This window comes from Mycobacterium sp. NGS33 (genome assembly GCF_059812885.1).
In genome coordinates, this window is the sequence record NZ_JCALDN010000012.1 from 45245 (window position 1) to 70034 (window position 24790).

A 24790-nucleotide genomic window follows, 5' to 3' on the forward strand; every position below is an offset into this window, starting at 1 on the left:
AGGCCCCCACAGTCGTGAGCCGCAAACCGCTGATCGCCGGCAACTGGAAGATGAACCTCAACCATTTCGAGGCCATCGCGCTGGTGCAAAAGATCGCGTTCGCGTTGCCGGACAAGTACTACGACAAGGTGGACGTCACGGTGCTGCCGCCGTTCACGGATCTGCGCAGCGTGCAGACCCTGGTCGACGGTGACAAGCTGCGGTTGACCTACGGCGGGCAGGACCTGTCCGAGCACGACTCGGGTGCCTACACCGGCGACATCAGCGGCGCGTTCCTGGCCAAGCTGGGCTGCACGTTCGTCGTCGTCGGGCACTCCGAGCGACGGACCTACCACCACGAGGACGACGCGGTGGTGGCCGCCAAGGCCGCCGCGGCGCTCAAGCACGAACTGACCCCGATCGTCTGCATCGGCGAGCAGCTGGACGTCCGCGAGGCGGGAAACCACGTCCCGCACTGCGAGGAGCAGCTGCGCGGATCGCTGGCCGGGCTGTCCGCCGAACAGATCGGCAAGGTCGTCATCGCCTACGAACCGGTGTGGGCGATCGGCACCGGGCGGGTGGCCAGCGCGGGTGACGCCCAAGAGGTGTGCGCGGCGATCCGCAAGCAGCTGGCGTCCCTCGCCTCCTCGGAGATCGCCGACTCGGTGCGGGTGCTCTACGGCGGATCGGTGAACGCCAAGAACATCGGCGAGCTGATCGCCCGCGACGACATCGACGGCGGCTTGGTCGGCGGCGCCTCCCTGGACGGCGAGCAGTTCGCCACGCTGGCGGCCATCGCCGCCGGCGGGCCGCTGCCCTGAGCGCGGCCGCGCCCCGGTAGGCTGGCCGTCATGCAGTTGGCTTTGCAGATCACCCTGGTCGTCACCAGCATCCTGGTGGTGCTGCTGGTGCTGCTGCACCGCGCCAAGGGTGGCGGCCTGTCCACGTTGTTCGGTGGCGGCGTGCAGTCCAGCCTGTCGGGCTCCACGGTGGTGGAGAAGAACCTGGACCGGCTGACCTATTTCATCACCGCCATCTGGCTGGTGTGCATCATCGGCATGGCGCTGATGATCAAGTACCGCTGACGCCGGACGCTCGACGGGCGGGCCCCGGCATCGCCGTCGATACTGAGTGCTATGGCTGAGGCATCCGAGGGCACGCTGGAACCGATCGGTGCCGTGCAGCGCACCCTGGTGGGGCGCGAGGCGACCGAGCCGATGCGGGCCGACATCAGGCTGCTGGGCGCCATTCTGGGTGACACGGTGCGCGAGCAGAACGGAAACGAGGTGTTCGAGCTCGTCGAGCGGGCCCGGGTCGAATCGTTTCGGGTGCGCCGCTCCGAGATCGACCGCGCCGAGCTGGCGCGCATGTTCGACGGCATCGACATCCACCAGGCGATCCCGGTCATCCGGGCGTTCAGCCACTTCGCCTTGCTGGCCAACGTCGCCGAGGACATCCACCGGGAGCGTCGCCGGGCGATTCACGTCGCCGCCGGCGAGGCGCCGCAGGACAGCAGTCTGGCCGCGACCTACGCCAAACTCGATCGGGCGCAACTGGATTCGGCCACCGTCGCCGGCGCGCTCCAGGGTGCCGTGGTGGCGCCGGTGATCACCGCGCATCCCACCGAGACCCGCCGCCGCACCGTGTTCGTCACCCAGCACCGGATCACCGAACTGATGCGGCTGCACGCCGAGGGGCACGAAGAAACCGACGACGGCGCCAACATCGAACGCGAGTTACGCCGCCAGGTCCTCACGCTGTGGCAGACCGCGCTCATCCGGTTGTCCCGGCTGCAGATCACCGACGAGATCGAGGTCGGGCTGCGCTACTATGCCGCCGCCTTCTTCAAGGTGATCCCGCAGGTCAACGCGGAGGTGCGCGACGCCCTGCGGTCGCGCTGGCCCGACGCCGCCCTGCTCGCGCAGCCGATCGTGGAGCCCGGCTCGTGGATCGGCGGGGACCGCGACGGCAATCCGAACGTGACGGCCGACGTGGTGCGCCAGGCCACGGGCAACGCCGCGTTCACCGCGCTGGCGCACTACCTGGCCGAACTGACCGCCTTGGAGCAGGAGCTGTCCATGTCGGCGCGCCTGGTCACGGTCACCCCGGAGCTGACCGAGCTGGCCCAGGGCTGCGGGGAGAAGGCCCGCGCCGACGAGCCGTACCGTCGCGCGGTCCGGGTGATCCGCGCCCGCCTCACCGCGACCGGCGCCGAGATCTTGGACCGCCGACCCCAGCACGAGCTGGACCTGGGGCTGCCGCCTTATGCCGCCCCGGGCGAACTGCAGGCCGACCTCGACACCATCGATGCGTCACTGCGCTCGCACGGCAGCGCGCTGCTGGCCGACGACCGCGTCGCGCTACTGCGAGAAGGCGTGCGAGTCTTCGGGTTTCACCTGTGCGGCCTGGACATGCGGCAAAACTCCGACGTGCACGAGGAGGTGGTCGCCGAGCTGCTCGCGTGGTCCGGGGTGCACCCGGATTACGGTTCGCTGGCCGAAGACGAGCGGGTCGAGCTCCTGGCCGGTGAGCTCGCCACCCGCCGGCCGCTGGTCGGTGAGCGCGCCGAGCTGTCGGAGCTGGCCCGCAAGGAGCTGGGCGTGGTGCGGGCGGCAGCGCATGCCATCAAGCGCTACGGACCGTCGGCGGTGCCCAATTACGTGATCTCCATGTGCCGTTCGGTCTCCGACATCCTCGAGGCCGCGATCCTGCTCAAAGAGGCGGGCCTGATCGACGCGTCCGGCGACGCGCCGTACTGCCCGGTCGGCATCTCACCGCTGTTCGAGACCATCGACGATCTGCACAACGGCGCCACCATCCTGCACGCCATGCTCGAACTCCCGATCTACCGCGCCCTGGTGGCCGCCCGCGACGACAGCCAGGAAGTGATGCTCGGGTATTCCGATTCCAACAAGGACGGCGGCTACCTGGCGTCCAGCTGGGCGGTGTACCGGGCCGAGCTGGCCCTGGTCGAGGTGGCCCGCAAGACCGGAATCCGGTTGCGGCTCTTCCACGGTCGCGGCGGCACCGTCGGCCGCGGCGGCGGTCCGAGCTACGAAGCCATCCTGGCGCAGCCGCCGGGCGCGGTGAACGGTTCGCTGCGGCTCACCGAACAGGGCGAGGTGATCGCCGCCAAGTACGCCGAACCGCAAGCGGCGCAACGCAATTTGGAGAGCCTGCTGGCCGCCACGCTGGAATCCACGCTGCTGGATGTGGAGGGCCTGGGCGACGCCGCCGAACCGGCGTACGCGGTGCTCGACGAAGTGGCCGTGCTGGCGCAGCGCGCCTACTCCGAATTAGTGCACGAGACACCGGGTTTCGTCGATTACTTCATGGCCTCCACGCCCGTCAGCGAGATCGGCTCGCTGAACATCGGCAGCCGCCCCACCTCACGCAAGCCCACCCAGTCCATCTCGGACCTGCGCGCCATCCCGTGGGTGCTGGCGTGGAGCCAGTCGCGGGTCATGCTGCCCGGCTGGTATGGCACCGGCTCGGCATTCGAGCAGTGGATCGCCGCGGGCCCGGACGGCGAAAGCCAGCGGGTGAACACCCTGCACGACTTGTACCAGCGCTGGCCGTTTTTCCGCAGCGTGCTGTCCAACCTGGCTCAGGTGCTGGCCAAAAGCGACCTCGGGCTGGCCGCGCGCTACGCCGGATTGGTCGACGACGAGGAACTGCGGCACCGGGTGTTCGACAAGATCGTCGACGAGCACCGGCGAACCATCGCCATGCACAAGCTCATCACCGGTCAGGACAACCTGCTCGCCGACAACCCCGCGCTGGCGCGGTCGGTGTTCAACCGCTTCCCCTACCTCGAGCCACTCAACCACCTGCAGGTGGAGTTGCTGCGCCGCTACCGCTCCGGCGACGACGACGAATTGGTGCAGCGCGGCATTTTGCTGACGATGAACGGGCTGGCCAGCGCGCTGCGAAACAGCGGCTGATAACCCGCGATTCGCCTCCCCGGGCGGCCCCGGCGCGAATACCCTGATGGACGCGACGTCGACCGAGGAGACCAGTGAGCGGATCCGGACTACCCCTGTGGCTCTTTCTGGTTTCGGTCACCGCCGTGGCGATCGCGACCGCGGTGGGCTTCATCTGGCTGGGCAATCGCATCCTGCCGAGCCGGCGCTACGGCAAAGAGCACAACCCGGCGATCGCCTCGTTTCTCACCGTCGTCGGCTTCATCTACGGCGCGCTGCTGGGCTTCACCGTGGTGGCCACCTGGGAGCACTTCTCGTCCACGCAGGTCGTCGTCTCCGGTGAGGCGTCGGCGCTGACGACGATGTACCGCCAAACCGTCGCCATGCCCGAACCGGAACGGACCGAGATCCAGGAGCTGTTGCGCAAGTACGCCGGCGCGGTGGCGGGCCCGGAGTGGAACAAGCAGCGCAACGACGGGGCGCGCGCCGCGATCACCCGGATGTATCGCACGGTCGGGCGCCAGCAGCCCAACGTCGCGGCGAAGCCGATCAATCAGCAATTCCTCAACCAGCTGAGCGAGTTGGCCTCCGACCGCAACGAGCGCATCGTCGGCACCAAGCCACGCATCCCGCCCCTGATGTGGGCGGGGTTGATCTTCGGAGCCGTTGTGCTGGTTGCGTTTACGGGCTTACTGCGGCTGGGCAGCACCGTCGGTCACGTCATCGTGTCCAGCACGGTCGCGGTGCTCCTGGGCCTGCTGCTGTGCGTCGTGTCCCAGCTCGACCACTCGTATGCGACCGATCAGCGGATCACGTCGGGGCCGTTCCAGCACGCGCTGGACATCTTCGATTCGGTCGACAACGACAGCCGGTACTTCCCGCGCTGAGCGTTACGGGTTCAGCCCTTCAGCAGCTCCCCGACGTGCGCGGTGACCGATTCGGTGAGGCCCTGCAGGTCATAACCGCCTTCGAGCACCGCGACCAGCCGCCCGTCGCATAGCCTTTCGGCCGACGTCATCAATTCCCGGGTGACCCAGGCGAAGTCGTCGGCCGTCATGGTCAGCGAGCCCAGTGGATCGCGCTCGTGGGCATCGAAGCCGGCGGACACGATGATCAGCTCGGGCGAAAAGCCTTGCAGCGCAGGCAGTATCCGATCCTGAAAGGCCGCGCGCAGCTCGGTCCCGCCGTCACCGGGTGCAAGCGGCGCGTTGAAGATGTTGCCGACGCCGGTTTCTCGTACCGCGCCGGTGCCGGGGAACAGCGGCATCTGATGCGTGGACGCGTAGAGCACACTGGGGTCGGAGTAGAAGATCTGCTGGGTGCCGTTGCCGTGGTGGACGTCGAAATCGACGATGGCGACCCGCGTCAGGCCGTGTTTGTTCTGCGCGTGCCGCGCGCCGATGCTGATGTTGTTGAACAGGCAGAAGCCCATCGCGCGCTCGGTCTCGGCGTGGTGGCCCGGCGGCCGGCACGCGACGAACGCGTTCTGCGCATCACCGGCCAGCACCGCGTCCACGGCCTGCAGCGTGGCGCCCACCCCGCGCAGCGCGGTCTGCCAGGTCGAGGGTTCCATCATGGTGTCGCCGCCGTCGAGGTAGACGTAGCCGTCGTCGGGCCGCGCGGCTTCCAGCGCGTCCACGTACCGGTTCGAGTGCACGTACCGAGTCGTCGCGAGGTCGGCCGGCTCTGCCTCCTGGCGCATCAGCGCCTCGAACTGTGGCCGGCTCAGCGCCGCCGCCACCGCGCGGTAGCGGTCCGGCCGCTCCGGATGACCGGGAGCGGTCCGGTGGTCCGCGAACGCGGAATGGTGCAGCAGCAACGTGGCCATCGAACGTCCCGCCGGGCGCCTACTGCACGGTCCGGTTGCGCAGCCTGTCCACCAGGCCGCGCACCGCGTGCTCGGTGATCGCCAGCGGGGACATCATGGTCTCGCCCACCCGCACCATGTCGTCGACCCGCGCGACGATGGCCTCCACCGGCTCGACCAGCACGATCAACCGCTTGGCCAGATCGTCCAGGCTGGCCATGGTGCCATCCAGGTGATCCAGGCCCTGTTCCAGACGCTCCACCGTGGCGTTGAGGGCCGACAGGGAGCTGCTGAGCTCCTTCATGGTGTGGCTCAACCCGTCGAGGACGTCTTCGACCTGCTCCACGGTCTTGTCGGCGTTCAAGGCGGCCTGGGTGAGCGTCTTGATCCGGCTTCGCTCTTGTCCCCCGCGCGCGGTTCTGTCTGCCATGACCGTCATTATGACCCGGCGGGGCGCGGGCGCGAGCCCGAACGCCGACGGCTAGCTCTGCTCCCCGGCCCGCGACGGCAGCTTGGCCGCGGCGTCCTCGTCGAGCAGCCACAGCGTGGTGTCCAGCCCCACCGCCCCGGCGGCCGGCACCGAAACCGGTGCGGCCCCGCCGATGGCGGCGGCCACCGCGTCGGCCTTGCCGCCGCCGGACACCAGCAGCCAGACTTCGCGGGAACGCGCAATGGCGGGCAGCGTCAACGTGATCCGTTGCGGCGGCGGCTTGGGGGAGTCGTCGACCGACACCACCATCCGGGTGGTTTCGAGCACGGCCGGGGTGTCGGGGAACAGCGAGTTGATGTGGCCCTCGGGTCCCATGCCCAGCAGGTGCACGTCGAAATTCGGAACGGGTTCGCCCGGTTCGGCGTTGGCGGCCAGCAACTGCTCGTAGGCCAGTGCCGCCGCGGCCAGATCGTTGCCGAATTCGCCGTCGCTGGCCGGCATCGGGTGCACCTGGCTCGACGGGATGTCGACGTGGGAGAGCAGCGCGGCCCGCGCCTGTTTGTCGTTGCGCTCGTCGTCGTCCTCGGGGACGTAGCGTTCGTCGCCCCAGAACAGATGCACGCGTGCCCAGTCGATCTCGCGCCCCACCAGCGACTGCAGCAGCCCGATGCCGTTGCCGCCGCCGGTGAGCACGATGAGCGCTCGGCCACGGGCCGCCACGGCGTTCGCGATGGTGTCGGTCAGCCGCGCGGCGGCGGCCTCGACCATGGTCTGGCTGTCCGGGAAAATTTCGATGTTGGTGCTCACACGTATTGCACTTTCTCGATGCCTTCGAGCGCTGATTGGTAAACCTCGTCGGCGTCCAGCCGGCGCAGATCTTCGGCGAGGCACTCGCCGGTTTCCCTGCGCGCCAAGGGGAGTAGGGCGTCCGGCCGGGAAGTCCGGCTCAACGTGGCCGTCCTTCCCTGCTGCGGCCGGCTCAAGACGATCGTTTCGCTCTTGCGCTCCAGTTCGATCTTGAGTTCGCCGACCGCCCGCCGCACCGGGCCGTCGATCCGGCTGGCCAGCCACCCGGCCAGCACGTCCAGGGCGGGCTCGGTCGCCAGGCCGGACACCAGCGCCGACTCGATCGGTTCGTGCGGCGCCAGGTCGACGGCCGAGGCGAGCAGCGCGCGCCAGTAGGTGATGCGCGCCCAGGCGAGGTCGGTGTCGCCCGCGGTGTAGCCGGGCAGCCGGCTCTTGATGGCCGCCAACGGGTCCACCCCGTTGGTCGCGTCGGTGATGCGACGAATCGCCAACCGCCCCAACGGATCGTGCGCGGGCACCGCCGGCGCCACGTCGGGCCACCAGACCACCACCGGGATGTCGGGCAGCAGGAAGGGGGTGACCACGCTGGCGGCGTGTCCGGACAGCGCGCCGGACAGCCGCAGCACCACGACTTCGCTGGCGCCGGTGTCGCCGCCGGCGCGCAGCTGCGCATCCAGGCGCGGCTTGTCCGCGTACGGATTGCCCCGCATCGTCACGATGATCCGGCTGGGATGCTCATGGCTGGCGTCGTTGGCCGCCTGCAGCGACTCTTCGAAGATCTCCTCGCTGTCGGGCGCGACGATCAGCGTCAGCACCCGGCCCATCGCGACGGCGCCGACCCGTTCGCGCAGCTCGTCGAGCCTCTTGTTGACCGCCGTGGTGGTGGTGTCTTCCATGTCGATGATCACGGCCGTCGCCATTCCCGGCCGGTGCGCCGCAGCATCTCGAACGCCGAGTCCGGGCCCCAGGTGCCCGACTCGTACGGTTCGGGCTTACCGCCCGCTGCCCAATTGGTGAGCACGGGATCGAGTATGTCCCAAGCCAGTTCGACCTCTTCGTTGACCGGAAACAGGGACGGCTCCCCGAGCAGCACATCGAGGATCAACTGTTCGTAGGCCTCCGGGGATTCCTCGGCGAACGCCGAGCCGTAGGAGAAGTCCATGTTGACGTCGCGGACCTCCATCGCGGTGCCCGGCACCTTGGAGCCGAACCGCAGCGTGACGCCCTCGTCGGGCTGCACCCGGATCACCATGGCGTTGGCGCCCAGCTCGTCGGTCATGGTCGCATCGAACGGCAGGTGCGGCGCCCGCTTGAAGACCAGGGCGATCTCGGTCACCCTGCGGCCCAGGCGCTTTCCGGTTCGCAGGTAGAACGGCACGCCCGCCCAGCGGCGGGTGTCCACCTCGAGCGTGATGGCGGCGAACGTCTCGGTGATCGAATCCTTGGCGAACCCCTCTTCGTCGAGCAGCCCGACGACCTTCTCGCCGCCCTGCCAGCCCGCGGCGTACTGGCCGCGGCTGGTAGTCTCGTCGAGGGGCTCGGCGAGCTGGGTGGCCGAGAGCACCTTGATCTTCTCGGCCTGCAGCGCCGACGGGCTGAAGCTGACCGGCTCCTCCATCGCGGTCAGCGCGAGCAGCTGCATCAGGTGGTTCTGGATCACGTCGCGCGCCGCGCCGATGCCGTCGTAGTAGCCGGCCCGCCCGCCCAGCCCGATGTCCTCGGCCATGGTGATCTGCACATGGTCGACGTAGTGCGCGTTCCAGATGGGGTCGAACAGCTGGTTGGCGAACCGCAGCGCCAGGATGTTGCGGACCGTCTCCTTGCCCAGGTAGTGGTCGATCCGGAACACCGACTCCTCCGGAAACACCGCGTTGACGGACTTGTTCAGCGCCTGCGCGCTTTCCAGGTCGTGCCCGAACGGCTTCTCGATCACCACCCGGCTCCACCGATCGCCCTGCGGGCGAGCCAGGCCCGACTTGTGCAGCTGCTCGCACACCACCGGGAACGATTTCGGCGGGATCGCCAGATAGAAGGCGTGGTTGCCGCCGGTGCCGCGTTCGGCGTCCAGCTTGTCCAGGGTCTCGGCCAGCCGCCCGAACGCCTCGTCGTCGTCGAAAGCGCCCGGCACGAAACGGAATCCCTCGGCCAGCCGGTCCCAGTTCTCCTGCCGGAACGGGGTGCGGCAGTGTTCCTTGACGGCCTCGTGCACCACCTTGCCGAAATCCTGGGTGCTCCAATCGCGGCGGGCGAAGCCCACCAGCGAGAAGCTCGGCGGCAGCAGACCCCGATTGGCCAGGTCGTAGATGGCCGGCATGACCTTCTTGCGGGCCAGGTCGCCGGTGACGCCGAAGATCACCATCCCGCACGGCCCCGCGATCCGCGGCAGCCGCTTGTCGCGCTTGTCCCGTAACGGGTTATGCCATAGTTGCGCGGTGCGGGCTGGGCTCATTTGGAGGCGGAACCCAGCTGCTTCTGCGTTTCTTCCAGCAGCTCGGTCCACGAATCCACAAACTTCTCCACACCCTCGTCCTCGAGCACCTTGAAGACGTCGGTCAAATCGATGCCGATCTGGTCCAGCTTGTCGAACACCGCCTGGGCGTCCCCGGCGGTGCCGCTGACCGTGTCGCCCTTGATCTCACCGTGGTCGGCGACGGCGTCAATCGTCTTCTCCGGCATGGTGTTCACCGTGTTGGGCGCCACCAGCTCGGTGACGTAGAGGGTGTCGGAGTAGTCGGGGTTCTTGACACCGGTGGACGCCCACAGCGGACGCTGCACCCGGGCGCCGTCGGCCTTGAGCGACTGGTAGCGGTCGCCGCCCTCGAAGACCTCCTGGTAGGCCGCGTAGGCCAGCCGCGCGTTGGCCACGCCGGCCTTGCCCAGCAGCGCCTTGGCGTCGTCCGACCCGATCTTCTCCAGCCGCTTGTCCACCTCGGTGTCCACCCGGGACACGAAAAACGATGCGACGGAGTGGATCTTGGAGATGTCATGCCCGGCCTCGCGTGCCTTCTCCAGGCCGGCCAGGTAGGCGTCCATCACCTGACGGTGCCGCTCGACGGAGAAGATCAACGTGACGTTGACCGAAATGCCTTCCGCAAGAACGGCAGTGATCGCCGGGATGCCGGCCTTGGTCGCCGGGATCTTGATGAACAGGTTGGGCCGGTCGACGATCTTCCACAGCTCGACGGCCTGCGCGATCGTCTTGTCGGTCTCGGCGGCCAGCCGCGGGTCGACCTCGATGGACACCCGTCCGTCGACGCCGTCGGAGGCCTCCCACTCGCGCTTGAGCACGTCGCACGCCTTGCGGACGTCGTCCGTGGTGACGGTGCGGATGGTGGCGTCCACATCGGCGCCGCGCTCGGCCAGCTCGGCGATCTGCCCCTCGTAGGCGTCGCCCTCGGCCAGCGCCTTCTGGAAGATCGACGGGTTGGTGGTCACGCCGACAACGCTTTTCGTGTCGATCAGCTCCTGCAGGTTGCCCGACTGCAGCCGCTGGCGCGACAGGTCATCTAGCCAGACGGAAACTCCCGCGGCGGACAGCGCCGCGAGGTTGGGGTTCTGAGTCATCTCCAAACGCCCTTTCTCAGTTATCAACTACTTGTTCCGCGGCGGCCGCGACGGCTTCTGCCGTGAAACCGAATTCCCGGAACAGCGTTTTGTAATCGGCGGATTCGCCGTAGTGCTCGATCGAGACGATCCTGCCGGTGTCGCCGACGAGCTTGTGCCAGGACTGCGCGACGCCGGCCTCGACGGCCACCCGGGCCGACACGGTCGGCGGCAGCACGCTGTCGCGGTAGTCCTCGGGCTGCGACTCGAACCATTCGACGCACGGCATGGAAACCACCCGCGCCACAATCTCCTTGTCCGCCAACAGCTTCTGTGCGTCCACCGCGAGCTGGACCTCCGAGCCGGTGGCGATCAGCACCACGTCGGGATCCTGGCCGGCCTCCTCGCCGTCCGAGCCCAGGATGTAGCCGCCCCGGGCGACGCCGTCGGCGCTGGTGCCCTCCAGCACCGGCACACCCTGGCGGGTCAGACACAGGCCGACCGGGCCGCTGCCGTTGCCGCGGGCCAGGACGGTGCGCCAGGCATAGGCGGTCTCGTTGGCATCGGCCGGGCGCACCACCGAGAGGTTCGGAATGGCCCGCAACGCCGCGAGGTGCTCGATCGGCTGGTGGGTCGGGCCGTCCTCGCCCAGACCGATCGAGTCGTGGGTCCACACGTAGATGGTGTCGATGTCCATCAACGAGGCCAACCGGACGGCCGGGCGCATGTAGTCGGAGAACTGCAGGAACGTGCCACCGTACGCCCGGGTCGGGCCGTGCAGCACGATGCCGGACAGGATGGCGCCCATCGCGTGCTCGCGCACACCGAAGTGCAGGGTGCGGCCATACCAGTGCGCCGTGTAGTCCTTGGTCGAAATCGACGGCGGCCCAAAGGAATCAGCGCCCTTGATGGTGGTGTTGTTGCTGCCCGCCAGGTCGGCCGAACCGCCCCACAGCTCCGGTAGTTTTGGCCCGATCGCGTTGAGCACCTCGTTGGAGGCCTTGCGGGTCGCCACCGCGTCGGAGCCGGGCTCCCAGTGCGGCAGGTCGGCGTCCCAGCCGTCGGGCAGCTCTTCGGCGGTCAACCGGTCCAGCAGCGCCTTGCGTTCGGGCTGCGCTTGCGCCCAGGCGTCGAAGTCGGCCTGCCACTTCTCGTGGGCCTCCTTGCCGCGGTCCACCAGCTTGCGGGTGTGGGCGATCACGTCGTCGCGCACCTCGAACGTCTTGTCCGGGTCGAAGCCGAGGACCTTCTTGACGGCGGCGACTTCCTCGTCGCCCAGGGCCGCGCCGTGCGCCTTGCCGGTGTTCATCAGCTTGGGCGCGGGATAGCCGATGATGGTGCGCAGCGAGATGAACGACGGCCGGTCGGTGGCGGCCTTGGCGTTGGCGATGGCCTCCTCGATCGCGACGACGTTCTCGCCGCCCTCGATCTCCTGCACGTGCCAGCCGTAGGCGCGGTACCGCGCGGCGGTGTCCTCGCACAGCGCGATGTTGGTGTCGTCCTCGATGGAGATCTCGTTGTGGTCGTAGAAGACGATCAGGTTGCCCAGCTGCTGGACGGCCGCCAGCGACGAGGCCTCGGAGGTGACGCCCTCCTCGATGTCGCCGTCGGAGGCGATCACGTAGATGAAGTGGTCGAACGGGCTGGTGCCCGGGGCGGCGTCCGGATCGAACAGCCCGCGCTCGTAGCGCGCGGCCATCGCCATGCCCACCGCGGAGGCCAGGCCCTGGCCCAGCGGGCCGGTGGTGATCTCAACGCCCTTGGTGTGCCGGAACTCCGGGTGCCCGGGGGTCTTGGACCCCCAGGTGCGCAGCGACTCGATGTCGGACAGCTCCAGCCCGAAACCGCCCAGGTACAGCTGCAGGTACAGCGTCAGGCTGCTGTGCCCGCAGGACAGGACGAACCGGTCGCGGCCCAGCCAGTAGGTGTCGCTGGGATCGTGGCGCATCGTCCGCTGAAACAGGGTGTAAGCCAGCGGCGCCAGGCTCATCGCCGTCCCGGGATGGCCGTTGCCGACCTTCTGCACCGCGTCGGCGGCCAGCACCCGAATGGTGTCGACGGCGGCCGAGTCGAGCTCGGACCAGTCGTCGGGAAGGTGCGGTTGGGTCAGCGTGGAGATCTCTTCGAGTGTCGTCACAGACTCAGTCCTTGGGTCATCGAGCTGATCAATCCCACCCTAGTGCGGGAGGGCCGGCTCTTGCAGCGCAGGATTTCGGGTACCCACGGCCGGCAGATGTGAAAATTACGCGCCCGTCGAAACCCGCTAACATTCAGTTCGCCGAATCTGGGAAAAGGCTGCGGGAACGGACCCGTGGGCGGGCCATCCCCACAGCGCGGTCTACCATCGTGTGTAGTAGATGCTGCGCGCCGCTGCGACCCCAAGGAGTTATTGCGTGAGCGTTCGCGGGCGCGTCGCGCCGAGCCGATTGCCAAGCCGGATACAAGGCACGGTGCTGGCTTATCTCGCGCTGACCAAGCCGCGGGTCATCGAACTGCTGCTCGTCACCGCGATCCCGGCCATGCTGCTGGCCCAGCGGGGCACGGTGAACCCGCTGCTGATCGTCAACACGCTGATCGGCGGGATGCTGGCCGCCGGCGGCGCCAACACGCTGAACTGCGTGGCCGACGCCGACATCGACAAGGTGATGAAGCGCACGGCCCGCCGGCCGCTGGCCCGCGCGGCGGTGCCCACCCGCAATGCCCTGGTGTTCGGCCTGGTGCTGACGGTGGCGTCGTTCTTCTGGCTGTGGTGGACGAGCAACCTGTTGTCCGGGCTGCTGGCCCTGGCGACGATCGCGTTCTACGTGTTCGTCTACACCCTGCTGCTCAAGCGCCGCACCTCGCAGAACGTGGTGTGGGGCGGCGCGGCCGGCTGCATGCCGGTGATGATCGGCTGGTCGGCGGTCACGGGCACCATCGGCTGGCCCGCGCTGGTGATGTTCGCGATCATCTTCTTCTGGACGCCGCCGCACACCTGGGCGCTGGCGATGCGCTACAAGGACGACTACAAGGCGGCGGGCGTGCCGATGCTGCCGGCCGTGGCGACCGAGCGTCAGGTGACCAAGCAGATCCTGATCTACACCTGGCTGACGGTCCTGGCCACGCTGGCGCTGGCGCTGGCGACCGGCTGGCTGTACGCCGCGGTCGCCCTGGCGGCCGGGGTGTGGTTCCTGGCGATGGCCCACCAGCTCTACGCGGGGGTCCGCGCCGGCGAGCCGGTCAAGCCGCTGCGGTTGTTCCTGCAGTCGAATAACTATCTGGCGGTGGTGTTCTGCGCGTTGGCCATCGACTCCGCCATCGGGCTGCCGCACCTGTTCTGAGCCGGTCGTCGACTCACGTCGCCCGGCGAACTCAAGAACTGATTTCTTATCTGGGATCGGTAGCCGGTCCACCGGATCACACTTCAGGCATGGCAACTAACCGCATCGTCAGGACGTTGGCCGCCGCAACGCTGCTTTCGGCCGGCCTGTCCTTCTGCGACATGGGGATCACCACGGGTATCGCCGAAGCCCGACCCGGGCCGATGCCGCTGGACGCGTGGCCCGGCTGTCCCAACGACCACCCCCAGGGGCCGTGCCGCTGGTGCCCCGGGCAACCGTTGCCGCCGACCGGCAACCATGTCACCAACCCCGTCGTCTGGGACAACAACGTCTGCCACACCTACTACTACGTCTGGTTCGGACAGGGCAATGTCGCCCAAAACATCTGGGACGGCGACGACCCGCCGGCACCGCCACCACCACCGCCGCCGGGCCTCATCAATAGAGACAATTGCCAGCAGCTTCTGGGCATCTTCTGTCCCCACGCGTAGCGGCTCGAAATAGCTAGGGCAGCAGCACGATCGAGCCGGCCGTCTTGCGGCCCTGCAGATCCTGGTGGGCGCGCGCCGCGTCGGCCAGCGGATAGCGGCCGCCGACCTCGACGGTGATGTCGCCGCCGGCGATCGCGGTCAATAATTCCTCTGCCCGCCAACTGAATTCCTGGCCGGTGCGGACGAAGTGCGCCAGCGACGGCCGGGTCAAGAACACCGAACCGGCGGCGTTGAGGCGCTGCGGGTCGAACGGCGGAACGGGCCCGCTGGCCGCGCCGAACAGCGCCAGCGTCCCCCGGACGGCCAGGCTGGCCAGGCTCGCGTCGAAGGTGCTCGCGCCCACGCCGTCGTACACCGCGGCCACCCCGGCGCCGTCGGTCAGCGAGCGGATCCGCTCGCCGAACGCCGCGGCGTCCTCGGGGTAGGGGAGCACCTCGTCGGCGCCCGCCCGCCGGGACATCCGCTCCTTCTCCGGCGTCGAGACCGTGGTGATCACCCGCGCCCCGAGCAGGTTGGCCCACTGCGTCAGGATCAGGCCGACGCCCCCGGCACCGGCGTGCACCAGCACCGTGTCACCCGCCTGCACCGGATACACCGACTTGAGCAGGTAGTGGGCGGTCAGGCCCTTCAGCAGCGCCGAGGCCGCCACGTCGGCGCTCACACCGTCGGGCACCTCGGCGGTCAATTGCGCTGGGGCCGTGGCATATTCGGCATAACCGCCGGACGCCGCGGCGCTGACAACCCGGTCGCCGACGCCGAACCCGTCCACGCCGTCGCCGAGGGCTTCGACGGTGCCGGCCAGCTCCGAACCGAGGACGAACGGCAACTCGCGCGGGTACTGCCCGGAGCGGAAATAGGTGTCGATGTAGTTGACGCCGATGGCCTCGGCCTTGATCAGTACCTCGCCGGGCCCGGGAGCCGGCTGGGGCGCCTCGACGTAGCGCAGCACCTCGGGGCCGCCGGTCTCGCTGACTTCGATAGCGTGCATCCGCTTATCATGCCCGGGCATGAAACTCGCTCGCCCGGACGTCTTCCATCCCCGCATCGTGCTGGCGGGGTCGGCCGACGACGCCGGCCTGGTGGCCGCGCTGCGCCGGCGCGGGCTGCACGCGCGCTGGCTGTCCTGGGACGACCCGGACGCCGCCCAGGCCGATCTGGTGATCCTGCGGGCCGCGCCGCACGAGCGGGGCCGCCGCGACGAATTCCTGGCCTGGACGCGCCAAGTGCGCCACCTGCTCAACCCGCCCGCCGCGATCGCGTGGAATTTCGATGAGCGCTATCTGCGCGATCTCGCGGACGACGGAGTCCCGACGGCACCTGGCGCGACGGGTCGGACGACGTTGATCTTTCTCGGCGGGAAGCAATCGCACGCCTGGCCGGTCGAGGCGGAGTTCGAAGCGTGGGACCTCGGCCACGCCGCGCTCGCATCGGCCGCGCGCCGTGCCGGTATATCCCCGGGGGAGCTGCTCTACGCCCGCGTGGACCTGGCGGGCGAAAGGGTGGCCGCGCTCGACCTGGTCGCGCCGGTGCTGGGCTGGCGCCGGCTGGACCCCGCGGCCCGCGAGCGCGCCCAGCGCCAGTTCGCGGTGGCCGTGCAGTCAGCCTGCGAGCGGCTCGGCCTGGGCCCGCTCTCGCATCGCCGCCCATAGCGCCGCGGTGGCCGCGGTGCACGCCGCGGCCCCGGCCACGTGCAGGGCGACCAGCACGGCCGGAACCCCCGTGTAGTACTGCGCGGTGCCGACGGCGGCCTGGGCGACCACCAGGACCAGCAGCACCGCGAGCCGCACCAGCACGGGCCGGGCGGCACGCACCGCCAGCAGCCCGAAGCCCAGCCCCACCAGCAGCGTCAGGTAGGCGATCAGCAGCGACGAGTGCAGGTGCACCAGGGTGTCGACCTCGACCTTGAGTCGCGGCACCGTGCGGGTGGGGCTGCGATCACCGGCGTGCGGGCCGGCGGCCGTCACCAGCGTGCCGGTGACCAGCACCGCGGCCAGGTTCAGGCCGGACAACGCGGTCAGCGCGCGCAGCGGCCGGACCACGCGCTCGCGGACCACCCCGTCGTCGGGCTCGCCCACTTTCACGTAGAGCAGCACCGACAGCCACACCATCGTCATCGAGGTCAGCAGGTGGACGGCCACCGTCCACCACAGCAGCCCGGTGCGCACGGTGATGCCGCCGATCACCGCCTGCACGACGGTGGACACCGGCATCAGCCAGGCGTAGACGAGTACCTCGCGGCGCCGGCGCGCCCGCGTCACCGCCAGCACGGCCAGCGCCGCCGTGATGACCACGGCGAAGGTGACCATCCGATTGCCGAATTCGACGGCCTGGTGGATGCGCGGCACCTCGGCGTGGGCCACCGGCACGAAGCTGCCTGGAAAGCACTGCGGCCAGGTGGGGCAGCCCAGGCCCGACGCGGTGACCCGCACGATCGCGCCGGTGATCGCGATGCCGCCCTGGGTGAGGATGACGGCCGCGGCGATCAGGCGCTGCACGCCCGCGCTGGGGTTGGGCAGCAGGTCCACCACGCGCAACAGCATCCGTCCCACCACGGCCCGATCCTAAGCCACCGAAAACTACGGCCTGTAGTACGCCCGGGCGCGCCGAGACTTAAACCACGTACACCGGTCTCGGCGTGTCGTGTGCGTGGTTTAAGTGTCGCGAGTCCGACGCGACCGTCAGGTGAAGAAGCCAGGCCCGCGGGCGAGCGTCAGGTGAAGCGGAACCAGCGCAGCGCGCTCAGCGCGCCGACCGCGCCCCACGCCACCAGGACGATCACGCCGAACCAGTCCACCGACATCGTCATCGCCTGCGAGAGCGCCTCGGTGAGCGCTCCCGACGGGGTCAGCCGGGCCGCCAACTTGACCGCAGTCGGGGTGATGCCGGTTTCCAGCGTCAGCGCGCCGAGGCCGGCGAAGACGAACCACATCAGGTTGGCGACCGCGAGCACGATCTCGGCCCGCAGCGTCCCGCCCAGCAGCAGCCCCAGGGCCGCGAAAACCACGGTGCCCAGCGCGATCACGCCCGCCCCCAGTGCCAGCGCCGCCGGCGCGGGCCGCCACCCGAGCGCAAAACCGATGGCGCCCAACAGGATTGCCTGCAGGAACACCACGGTGACCACGGCCAGCGACTTGCCGGCGATGATGCCCCACACTGGCAGCGGGGTGGCCCCGAGCCGCTTGAGCGCGCCGTAGCGCCGGTCGAAGGCGACCGCGATCGCCTGCCCGGTGAACGCCGTCGAGATCACCGCCAGCGCCATGATGACCGGGGTGAACGTGGCCGCGCGGTGCTGTCCGAACGAGCCGAGCGGCAGCAGCGTCAGCCCGACCAGCAGCGTGATCGGGATGAACATGGTCAGCAGCAGCTGCTCGCCGTTGCGCAGCAACAGCTTGAGCTCCAAACCGAATTGCGCGGCAAGCATTTTCGGCACCGCGCTGGGCCGCGAATCGGGTGCGAAGGTGCCCGCGGGAAAGACGCTGGATTGAATCTCGTTGTCCGTCAAGGCCGTAACTTCCTGCCGGTGAGGTCGAGGAAGACGTCCTCGAGGCTGCGTTGCTCGACGCGCATGTCGGTGGCCAGCACGTCGATCCGCGCGCACCACGCGGTGACGGTGGCCAGCACCTGGGGGTCGACGTGGCCCTCGACCAGGTACTCACCCGGCGTCACCTCGGTCGCCTTGTAGTCCTCCGGCAGGGCGGCCGCGAGCAGGGACAGGTCCAGGCGCGGCGGGGCGCTGAACCGCAGCTGGTCCTTGGCGCCGCTGCGCATCAGCTCCGTCGGCGTGCCCGAGGCCACCGTCGCCCCGTGGTCGATGATCACCAGCCGATCGGCCAGCTCCTCGGCCTCCTTGAGCTGATGCGTGGTCAACAGCACCGTCACCCCGTCGCGGCGCAGCGCGTCGATCAGTTCCCACACCAGCAGCCGCGCGTGCGCGTCCATGCCCGCGGTGGGCTCGTCGAGGAACACCAGCTCGGGGCGGCCGACCAACGCACACGCCAGCGCCAGCCGTTGCTGCTGGCCGCCGGACAGCCGACGGTAGGTGGTGCGGGCGGCGTCGGTGAGGCCGAGCGTGTCCAGCAGCCACGCGGGGTCCAGCGGGTCGGCGGCGTAGGAGGCCACCAGGTTGAGCATTTCGCCGGCCCGGGCCGCGGGATAGCCGCCGCCGCCCTGCAGCATCACCCCGATCCGCGCCCGCAGCCGCGTGTTGTCGGCGATCGGGTCCAAGCCCAGCACCTCGATCGTGCCGGCGTCGGGGCGAACGAAGCCCTCGCACATCTCCACCGTCGTGGTCTTGCCGGCGCCGTTGGGGCCGAGCAGGGCCAGCACCTCGGCGGCGTGCACCTCGAGATCGAGGTTGGCGACAGCCTCGACGGCCGTCGAGCCGGACCCGTACGTCTTGGTGACCCCGCGCAGCCGCACCACTGTGTCGGGGGATCTGCGCGATTCTGGAAAGGCCGAGCTCACGTGGAATCAGCGTAGGCGTCGTGCGCCGGCGCCGGGCGGGGGGTCGACGGATGCTGCGGCGGTGCCGTGGTGCCGGTGACGGGTTGTCCGTTGGATTCGGGGCCCCGGACGGGCGGGCGGCGCCACGGCAGGCGGGTGTAGGTCAGCGCGATGAGCGCCACGACGATCACGGTGCTGGCCAGGGTGGCGTCGATGATCTGGAACAGCGCGAACCGGTCGCCGTTCGCGGTGGGGCCGAAGATCCCGACGACCAGGCTGATGACGATGGCCGCCACCCGGAAGCCGGTGCGGGTCGCCCAGGCGGCCAGCGGGATGATCGCCCACAGCAGGTACCAGGGCTGCACGACGGGGAACAACAGCACGGTGATGCCCAGCGCCACACCCAGCCCGCCGATCGGGTGCAGCCGGCCGCGGAAGACGGCCAGCAACAACCAGGCCACCATGACCGTGATGATCAGCACGCCGATCGCACGGGTCAGCCCCAGCACCGCGGTGGTGTGATCGCCCAGGCCCAGCAGGATGCCCACCTGCCCGGTGCCCAGCGCCAGCAGGGTCGGCGGCGACATCCAGCTGCGCACCACGTTGGCGGTGCCCAGCGTGTAGATCCAGCCGAAGCCCAGGCCGCTGGCCCAGCCCACCACCGCCATCACCGCCAGCGACAGCGCCGCCATGCCGCCGCCCGCCAGCAGCAGCGCGCGCAGGGTGCCACCGCAGCGGTAGGCCAGGGCCATCGTGACGAAGCCCAGCGCCAGCAGCGACGGCAGCTTGACCTGCGACGACAGCACGATCAGCACGGCGCCGGCGGCCAGCATCCCCAGCGGCTCCCAGTCGGGGGCGATCCTCCAGGACGAGGGCAGCAGCCGCGGGGCGTCGATGCCGCGCAACGCGAATTCCGCGCCGGCCAGCATCAGGCCCAGCATCAGCGCCTCGTTGTGGACGCCGGCCACCAGATGCATGATCAGCAGCGGATTGGCCGCGCCCAGCCACAGGGCGCTGACCTCCGCGACGCCGCAGCGCCGGGCCAGGCGCGGGGTCGCCCACACGATCAGGGCCACCCCGAGCAGCTCCACCAGGCGGTGACAGAGCACGGCGGCGACGATGTTCTCCCCGGTGATCGCCGAGATGCCGCGCCCGATCCACAGGAACAGCGGACCGTACGGCGCGGGGGTCTCGCGCCACAGCGTCGGCACGGACAGCGTGAAGATGTGGGACAGGCCCAGGCCGGAGGCCGGGCCCACCCGGTAGGGGTCCAGGCCCTCCAGCGAGATCTGGCTCTGCGCCAGGTAGGAGTAGACGTCCTTGCTGTACATGGGCGGGGCGATCAGCAGCGGCAGCACCCATAGCAGCAGGGTGCGGTCCAGGTCGCCGCGCGACATCCGCCGGCTGCCCAGCGCGAACCGGCCCAGCATCAACCAGGCCAGCGCCATCATGACCGCGCCGGTGGTGGTCATGGTCAACGACACCGTCTGGATCCGCGACGGGAGGTTGAGCAGCCGCACCCCGAAGGTGGGGTCCTGCACGACGGGACGCGCGCCGGCGCCCAGCGCGCCGATCGCCATCACCACGGTGCCGGTGGCGCCGAACAGGCGGGTGCGGCGCAGCGTGGTGAGCTCGGTATCGTTCAGCGGCGAGCCCACCGCTTGCTCGTCGCCGTGCAGACTCGCGATCGACGAGCTCAGCGTGTGGTGGCGGGCTGCCATCAGAGCAGCCTAGCCCGGCCGACGAGGCGGGCCGCACGTTGCGGACCGGTGTGAGCAGTGCAACGCCAGGACAGGGGACCCTTGCTAGACCGATCCCCGGAATTGCGTCACACTGGTGTTGTGAAAATCCGAACCAGCCCCGATGGGGCCACTGGTGTCGGCGCCGCCGCGACCGGGGTGGCGGACGTCGGTGCGCCGGTGCCGGATGGTCACACCCGCCGCGCGATCGTGCGCCTGCTGCTCGAGTCCGGATCGATCACCGCCGTCGAGATCGGCGACCGGCTGGGTCTGGCCGCCGCCGGCGTGCGACGCCACCTCGACGCCCTGATCGAGGCCGGCGACGCCGAGGCCACGCCGCCCGCGGCGTGGCAGCAGGTCGGGCGCGGCCGTCCCGCCAAGCGCTACCGGTTGACCGCGGCCGGGCGGGCCAAGCTCGACCACGCCTACGACGACCTGGCGGCGGCGGCCATGCGGCAACTCCGCGAGATCGGCGGCGAAGAGGCCGTGCAGGCGTTCGCCCGGCGGCGGATCGACACCATCCTGGCCGACGTCCCCGCGGCCGCCAGTGCGGCGGACACCGACGTCGAGGCGGCCGCGGACCGGATCGCCACCGCCCTGACCAAGGCCGGCTACGTCACCACCACCACGCAGGTCGGCGGGCCGATCCACGGCGTGCAGATCTGCCAGCACCACTGCCCGGTGTCGCACGTGGCCGAGGAATTCCCCGAGCTGTGCGACGCCGAACAGCAGGCCATGGCCGAGGTGCTGGGCACTCACGTCCAGCGGTTGGCGACCATCGTCAACGGCAACTGCGCCTGCACGACGCACGTACCCCTGACCCAGGCATCCACGGCGCCCAGCCCGCGCCACACGACCGACACCACGAGCATCAAAGGAGCGTCTCGATGACCCTCACCCCCGAGGCCAGCAAGACGGCTACCGCGCCGTTGACCCAGGAAGAGGCGATCGCCTCCCTGGGGCGGTACGGCTACGGCTGGGCGGACTCCGACCTCGCCGGCGCCAGTGCCCAGCGCGGGCTGTCCGAGGCCGTCGTCCGCGACATCTCGGCGAAGAAGAACGAGCCCGAGTGGATGCTGCAGACCCGGCTCAAGGCGCTGCGCATCTTCGACCGCAAGCCGATGCCGAACTGGGGTTCGAACCTCGACGGCATCGACTTCGACAACATCAAGTACTTCGTGCGCTCCAGCGAGAAGCAGGCGGCGACGTGGGACGACCTGCCGGCGGACATCAAGAACACCTACGACCGGCTGGGCATCCCGGAGGCCGAGAAGCAGCGGCTGGTCTCCGGCGTCGCGGCGCAGTATGAGTCCGAGGTCGTCTACCACTCCATCCGTGAAGACCTGGAAAAGCAGGGCGTCATCTTCCAGGACACCGACACGGCGTTGCGCGAGCACCCGGAGATCTTCCAGGAGTACTTCGGCACCGTGATCCCCGCCGGGGACAACAAGTTTTCCGCGCTGAACACCGCGGTGTGGAGTGGGGGCTCGTTCATCTACGTCCCCAAGGGCGTGCACGTCGACATCCCGCTGCAGGCCTACTTCCGGATCAACACCGAGAACATGGGCCAGTTCGAGCGGACGCTGATCATCGCCGACGAGGGCTCCTACGTGCACTACGTCGAGGGCTGTACCGCGCCGATCTACAAGTCGGACTCACTGCACTCGGCGGTGGTCGAGATCATCGTGAAACCCAATGCGCGCGTTCGCTATACGACGATCCAGAACTGGTCGGGCAACGTCTACAACCTGGTCACCAAGCGGGCCCGCGCCGAGGCCGGCGCCACCATGGAGTGGATCGACGGCAACATCGGGTCGAAGGTCACCATGAAGTACCCGGCGGTCTGGATGACCGGCGAGCACGCCAAGGGCGAGGTGCTTTCGGTCGCCTTCGCCGGCGAAGACCAGCACCAGGACACCGGCGCGAAGATGCTGCACCTGGCGCCGAACACGTCGAGCAACATCGTGTCCAAGTCGGTGGCCCGCGGCGGCGGCCGCACCTCCTACCGCGGCCTGGTCCAGGTGAACAAGGGCGCGCACGGATCGCGTTCCAGCGTGAAATGCGATGCGCTGCTGGTGGATACGATCAGCCGCAGCGACACCTACCCCTACGTCGACATCCGCGAGGACGACGTCACCATGGGCCACGAGGCCACCGTGTCCAAGGTCAGCGAGAACCAGCTGTTCTACCTGATGAGCCGCGGCCTGACTGAGGACGAGGCGATGGCCATGGTGGTCCGCGGCTTCGTCGAGCCGATCGCCAAAGAGCTGCCCATGGAGTACGCGCTTGAGCTCAACCGGCTGATCGAGCTGCAGATGGAAGGCGCGGTCGGCTAGTGACGAATCTGACCGAAGCGGTTGAGGGTTCAGCCCTCACCGCGGCCAACAAGGGCGAGGTCTTCTCCTCGTTCGACGTGGACGCGTTCGAGGTCCCGCACGGCCGCGACGAAATCTGGCGGTTCACCCCGCTGCGTCGGCTGCGCGGCCTGCACGACGGCTCGGCGCGCGCCACCGGCAAGGCCGGGATCAGCGTCGCCGAGCAGCCCGGCCTGCGGGTCGAGACCGTCTCCCGCGGCGACGAGCGGCTCGGCCAGGCCGGTGTGCCCACCGACCGGGTTGCCGCGCAAGCGTTTTCGTCGTTCAACTCCGCGACCCTGGTCACCGTCGAGCGCGGCACCCGCATCGCCGAGCCGGTCGGCATCACCGTCACCGGACCCGGCGAGGGCGCGGTCGCCTACGGGCACCTGCAGGTCCGGGTCGCCGAGCTCGCCGAGGCCGTCGTCGTCATCGATCACCGGGGCAGCGGAACCCTGGCCGACAACGTCGAATTCGTCGTCGACGACGCCGCACGGCTCACCGTGGTGTGGCTCGCCGACTGGGCCGACGACGCCGTGCACGTCAGCATGCACCACGCCAAGCTGGGCAAGGACGCGGTGCTGCGCCACGTCGCCGTCACGCTCGGCGGTGAAGTGGTGCGGCTGACGGCCAACGTGCGCTACACCGCCCCGGGCGGGGACGCCGAGCTGCTGGGCCTGTACTTCGCCGACGACGGCCAGCACCTGGAGTCGCGGCTGCTGGTGGATCACGCCCAGCCCGACTGTAAGTCGAACGTGCTGTACAAGGGTGCGCTGCAAGGCGATCCGGACTCCGCGCTGCCCGACGCGCACACCGTCTGGATCGGCGACGTGCTGATCCGGGCCGAGGCGACCGGCACCGACACGTTCGAGGTGAACCGCAACCTGGTGCTCACCGACGGGGCGCGCGCCGACTCGGTGCCCAACCTGGAGATCGAGACCGGCGAGATCGTCGGCGCCGGACACGCCAGTGCCACCGGCCGTTTCGACGACGAGCAACTGTTCTACCTCCGCTCCCGCGGCATCCCCGAGGAGCAGGCCCGGCGCCTGGTGATCCGCGGCTTCTTCGCCGAAATCATCTCCAAGATCGCGGTGCCCGAGATCCGGGAGCGCCTGACCGCAGCCATCGAACACGAACTGGCCTTAACGGAAAAGACGGAAACAACAGCCTCATGACCACTCTGGAAATCAAAGATCTGCACGTCAGCGTCGTCAACCCGAACGCGGCCGAGTCCGAGCGCGAGATCCCCATCCTCAACGGCGTCGACCTGACGGTGAAATCCGGTGAGACGCATGCGTTGATGGGCCCCAACGGGTCGGGCAAGTCGACGCTGTCCTACGCCATTGCCGGTCACCCCAAGTACACGGTGACGTCGGGCTCCATCACGCTGGACGGCGAGGACGTGCTGACGATGAGCATCGACGAGCGCGCCCGGGCCGGAATCTTCTTGGCCATGCAGTATCCCGTCGAGGTGCCCGGCGTCTCGGTGTCGAACTTCCTGCGCTCGGCGGCGACCGCCGTGCGCGGTGAGGCCCCGAAACTGCGGCACTGGGTCAAAGAGGTCAAGGCGGCGATGGGCTCGCTGGAGATCGACCCGGCATTCGCCGAGCGCAGCGTCAACGAGGGTTTCTCCGGCGGTGAGAAGAAGCGCCACGAGATCCTGCAGCTGGAACTGCTCAAGCCCAAGATCGCCATCCTCGACGAGACGGACTCCGGGCTCGACGTCGACGCCCTGCGCGTGGTCAGCGAGGGCGTGAACCGATACGCCGAGGCAGAGCACGGCGGCGTGCTGCTGATCACCCACTACACCCGCATCCTGCGCTACATCCGGCCCGAATACGTGCACGTGTTCGTCGGCGGGCGCATCGCCGAATCCGGCGGTCCCGAGCTGGCCGACGAACTCGAGCAGAACGGCTACGTCCGCTTCACCCAAGCGGCGGCCGCCGGGGCCTGA

General features: G+C 69.3%; 23 protein-coding genes. 11 read left to right on the forward strand and 12 right to left on the reverse strand.

Annotated elements, in window-relative coordinates:
* The first annotated feature begins 14 nt into the window (after window positions 1–14).
* From tpiA to AC5Y5B_RS18170, 4 genes are all read left to right on the forward strand, one after another.
* Window positions 15–800, forward strand: a complete 786-nt coding sequence (gene tpiA, locus AC5Y5B_RS18155) for a triose-phosphate isomerase (RefSeq protein ID WP_112633961.1) — start codon at window positions 15–17, stop codon at window positions 798–800.
* A gap of 30 nt (window positions 801–830) precedes the next feature.
* Entirely contained in the window at window positions 831–1064 is a 234-nt protein-coding gene (gene secG, locus AC5Y5B_RS18160; RefSeq protein ID WP_066864507.1) for a preprotein translocase subunit SecG, read from the forward strand.
* Between the two features lie 51 nt (window positions 1065–1115).
* Window positions 1116–3923, forward strand: coding sequence for a phosphoenolpyruvate carboxylase (gene ppc / locus AC5Y5B_RS18165; RefSeq protein ID WP_112633962.1), 2808 nt, complete (start codon window positions 1116–1118; stop codon window positions 3921–3923).
* A 74-nt stretch (window positions 3924–3997) separates the two neighbouring features.
* The gene (locus AC5Y5B_RS18170) at window positions 3998–4789 is read left to right on the forward strand and encodes a bestrophin-like domain (RefSeq protein ID WP_112633963.1); all 792 of its coding nucleotides are present in this window, start codon (window positions 3998–4000) and stop codon (window positions 4787–4789) included.
* Window positions 4790–4800: 11 nt separating this feature from the next.
* Here the strand turns inward: AC5Y5B_RS18170 and AC5Y5B_RS18175 are convergent, their stop codons facing one another.
* Genes AC5Y5B_RS18175 through tkt form a run of 7 tightly spaced genes read right to left on the reverse strand, consistent with a single transcriptional unit; the run spans window position 4801 to window position 12626 of the window.
* Window positions 4801–5730 carry a histone deacetylase family protein gene (locus AC5Y5B_RS18175; protein WP_112633964.1) on the reverse strand — a complete coding sequence of 310 codons (930 nt, stop codon included), beginning with the start codon at window positions 5728–5730 and terminating at the stop codon, window positions 4801–4803.
* Between the two features lie 19 nt (window positions 5731–5749).
* Complete coding sequence (locus AC5Y5B_RS18180; protein ID WP_112633965.1) at window positions 5750–6148, reverse strand: ATPase; 399 nt, start codon at window positions 6146–6148, stop codon at window positions 5750–5752.
* Between the two features lie 42 nt (window positions 6149–6190).
* Window positions 6191–6946: a 6-phosphogluconolactonase gene (gene pgl / locus AC5Y5B_RS18185; protein ID WP_112633966.1), complete on the reverse strand. Its 756-nt coding sequence runs from the start codon at window positions 6944–6946 to the stop codon at window positions 6191–6193.
* Window positions 6943–7854, reverse strand: coding sequence for a glucose-6-phosphate dehydrogenase assembly protein OpcA (gene opcA / locus AC5Y5B_RS18190; RefSeq protein ID WP_112633977.1), 912 nt, complete (start codon window positions 7852–7854; stop codon window positions 6943–6945). The genes pgl and opcA overlap by 4 nt, the downstream gene beginning before the upstream one ends.
* Window positions 7851–9395 carry a glucose-6-phosphate dehydrogenase gene (gene zwf, locus AC5Y5B_RS18195; protein WP_112633967.1) on the reverse strand — a complete coding sequence of 515 codons (1545 nt, stop codon included), beginning with the start codon at window positions 9393–9395 and terminating at the stop codon, window positions 7851–7853. Before zwf ends, opcA begins: the two co-directional genes overlap by 4 nt.
* Window positions 9392–10510: a transaldolase gene (gene tal / locus AC5Y5B_RS18200; protein ID WP_112633968.1), complete on the reverse strand. Its 1119-nt coding sequence runs from the start codon at window positions 10508–10510 to the stop codon at window positions 9392–9394. Before tal ends, zwf begins: the two co-directional genes overlap by 4 nt.
* 16 nt (window positions 10511–10526) lie before the next feature.
* Window positions 10527–12626: a transketolase gene (tkt, locus tag AC5Y5B_RS18205; RefSeq protein WP_112633969.1), complete on the reverse strand. Its 2100-nt coding sequence runs from the start codon at window positions 12624–12626 to the stop codon at window positions 10527–10529.
* 256 nt (window positions 12627–12882) lie between these two features.
* Here tkt and AC5Y5B_RS18210 point away from each other — a divergent pair, with 256 nt between their 5' ends.
* Window positions 12883–13809, forward strand: coding sequence for a heme o synthase (locus AC5Y5B_RS18210; RefSeq protein ID WP_112633970.1), 927 nt, complete (start codon window positions 12883–12885; stop codon window positions 13807–13809).
* An 89-nt stretch (window positions 13810–13898) separates the two neighbouring features.
* Entirely contained in the window at window positions 13899–14300 is a 402-nt protein-coding gene (locus AC5Y5B_RS18215; protein ID WP_112633971.1) for a hypothetical protein, read from the forward strand.
* A gap of 13 nt (window positions 14301–14313) precedes the next feature.
* Here AC5Y5B_RS18215 and AC5Y5B_RS18220 read toward each other — a convergent pair whose 3' ends face one another.
* Complete coding sequence (locus tag AC5Y5B_RS18220; protein ID WP_112633972.1) at window positions 14314–15288, reverse strand: quinone oxidoreductase family protein; 975 nt, start codon at window positions 15286–15288, stop codon at window positions 14314–14316.
* Window positions 15289–15307: 19 nt separating this feature from the next.
* On the opposite strand from AC5Y5B_RS18220, the gene AC5Y5B_RS18225 reads away from it, so the two are divergent.
* Window positions 15308–15949, forward strand: a complete 642-nt coding sequence (locus AC5Y5B_RS18225; protein ID WP_289176529.1) for a DcsG N-terminal domain-containing protein — start codon at window positions 15308–15310, stop codon at window positions 15947–15949.
* Here the strand turns inward: AC5Y5B_RS18225 and AC5Y5B_RS18230 are convergent.
* From AC5Y5B_RS18230 to mptB, 4 genes are all read right to left on the reverse strand, one after another.
* Entirely contained in the window at window positions 15899–16840 is a 942-nt protein-coding gene (locus AC5Y5B_RS18230) for a COX15/CtaA family protein (RefSeq protein ID WP_289176533.1), read from the reverse strand. The two genes, AC5Y5B_RS18225 and AC5Y5B_RS18230, sit on opposite strands and share 51 nt — an antisense overlap.
* Window positions 16841–17010: 170 nt before the next feature.
* A complete protein-coding gene (locus AC5Y5B_RS18235; RefSeq protein WP_240631896.1) occupies window positions 17011–17721 on the reverse strand; it encodes an ABC transporter permease in 711 nt (236 codons plus the stop codon).
* Between the two features lie 77 nt (window positions 17722–17798).
* Window positions 17799–18764, reverse strand: coding sequence for an ABC transporter ATP-binding protein (locus AC5Y5B_RS18240; protein ID WP_165821910.1), 966 nt, complete (start codon window positions 18762–18764; stop codon window positions 17799–17801).
* Window positions 18761–20464 (reverse strand): polyprenol phosphomannose-dependent alpha 1,6 mannosyltransferase MptB, encoded by a 1704-nt coding sequence (gene mptB / locus AC5Y5B_RS18245; RefSeq protein ID WP_112635764.1) that lies wholly within the window; start codon window positions 20462–20464, stop codon window positions 18761–18763. Before mptB ends, AC5Y5B_RS18240 begins: the two co-directional genes overlap by 4 nt.
* A 57-nt stretch (window positions 20465–20521) precedes the next feature.
* On the opposite strand from mptB, the gene AC5Y5B_RS18250 reads away from it, so the two are divergent.
* Genes AC5Y5B_RS18250 through sufC form a run of 4 tightly spaced genes read left to right on the forward strand, consistent with a single transcriptional unit; the run spans window position 20522 to window position 24790 of the window.
* Window positions 20522–21373, forward strand: coding sequence for a helix-turn-helix transcriptional regulator (locus tag AC5Y5B_RS18250; RefSeq protein WP_289176528.1), 852 nt, complete (start codon window positions 20522–20524; stop codon window positions 21371–21373).
* Entirely contained in the window at window positions 21370–22818 is a 1449-nt protein-coding gene (sufB, locus tag AC5Y5B_RS18255; protein ID WP_112635712.1) for a Fe-S cluster assembly protein SufB, read from the forward strand. The genes AC5Y5B_RS18250 and sufB overlap by 4 nt, the downstream gene beginning before the upstream one ends.
* The gene (gene sufD / locus AC5Y5B_RS18260; protein WP_112635710.1) at window positions 22818–24011 is read left to right on the forward strand and encodes a Fe-S cluster assembly protein SufD; all 1194 of its coding nucleotides are present in this window, start codon (window positions 22818–22820) and stop codon (window positions 24009–24011) included. Before sufB ends, sufD begins: the two co-directional genes overlap by 1 nt.
* Window positions 24008–24790 (forward strand): Fe-S cluster assembly ATPase SufC, encoded by a 783-nt coding sequence (gene sufC / locus AC5Y5B_RS18265; protein WP_112635708.1) that lies wholly within the window; start codon window positions 24008–24010, stop codon window positions 24788–24790. Before sufD ends, sufC begins: the two co-directional genes overlap by 4 nt.

Bases quoted from the DNA above. Each gene is read 5' to 3' on its own strand.
- zwf (WP_112633967.1), bottom strand. From the start codon at position 9,395: ATGAGCCCAGCCCGCACCGCGCAACTATGGCATAACCCGTTACGGGAC.
- AC5Y5B_RS18235 (WP_240631896.1), bottom strand. From the start codon at position 17,721: ATGCTTGCCGCGCAATTCGGTTTGGAGCTCAAGCTGTTGCTGCGCAAC.
- mptB (WP_112635764.1), bottom strand. From the start codon at position 20,464: ATGGCAGCCCGCCACCACACGCTGAGCTCGTCGATCGCGAGTCTGCAC.
- ppc (WP_112633962.1), top strand. From the start codon at position 1,116: ATGGCTGAGGCATCCGAGGGCACGCTGGAACCGATCGGTGCCGTGCAG.
- sufC (WP_112635708.1), top strand. From the start codon at position 24,008: ATGACCACTCTGGAAATCAAAGATCTGCACGTCAGCGTCGTCAACCCG.
- sufB (WP_112635712.1), top strand. From the start codon at position 21,370: ATGACCCTCACCCCCGAGGCCAGCAAGACGGCTACCGCGCCGTTGACC.
- tal (WP_112633968.1), bottom strand. From the start codon at position 10,510: ATGACTCAGAACCCCAACCTCGCGGCGCTGTCCGCCGCGGGAGTTTCC.
- AC5Y5B_RS18180 (WP_112633965.1), bottom strand. From the start codon at position 6,148: ATGACGGTCATGGCAGACAGAACCGCGCGCGGGGGACAAGAGCGAAGC.
- AC5Y5B_RS18220 (WP_112633972.1), bottom strand. From the start codon at position 15,288: ATGCACGCTATCGAAGTCAGCGAGACCGGCGGCCCCGAGGTGCTGCGC.
- AC5Y5B_RS18230 (WP_289176533.1), bottom strand. From the start codon at position 16,840: ATGCTGTTGCGCGTGGTGGACCTGCTGCCCAACCCCAGCGCGGGCGTG.
- AC5Y5B_RS18215 (WP_112633971.1), top strand. From the start codon at position 13,899: ATGGCAACTAACCGCATCGTCAGGACGTTGGCCGCCGCAACGCTGCTT.
- AC5Y5B_RS18175 (WP_112633964.1), bottom strand. From the start codon at position 5,730: ATGGCCACGTTGCTGCTGCACCATTCCGCGTTCGCGGACCACCGGACC.
- secG (WP_066864507.1), top strand. From the start codon at position 831: ATGCAGTTGGCTTTGCAGATCACCCTGGTCGTCACCAGCATCCTGGTG.
- AC5Y5B_RS18225 (WP_289176529.1), top strand. From the start codon at position 15,308: ATGAAACTCGCTCGCCCGGACGTCTTCCATCCCCGCATCGTGCTGGCG.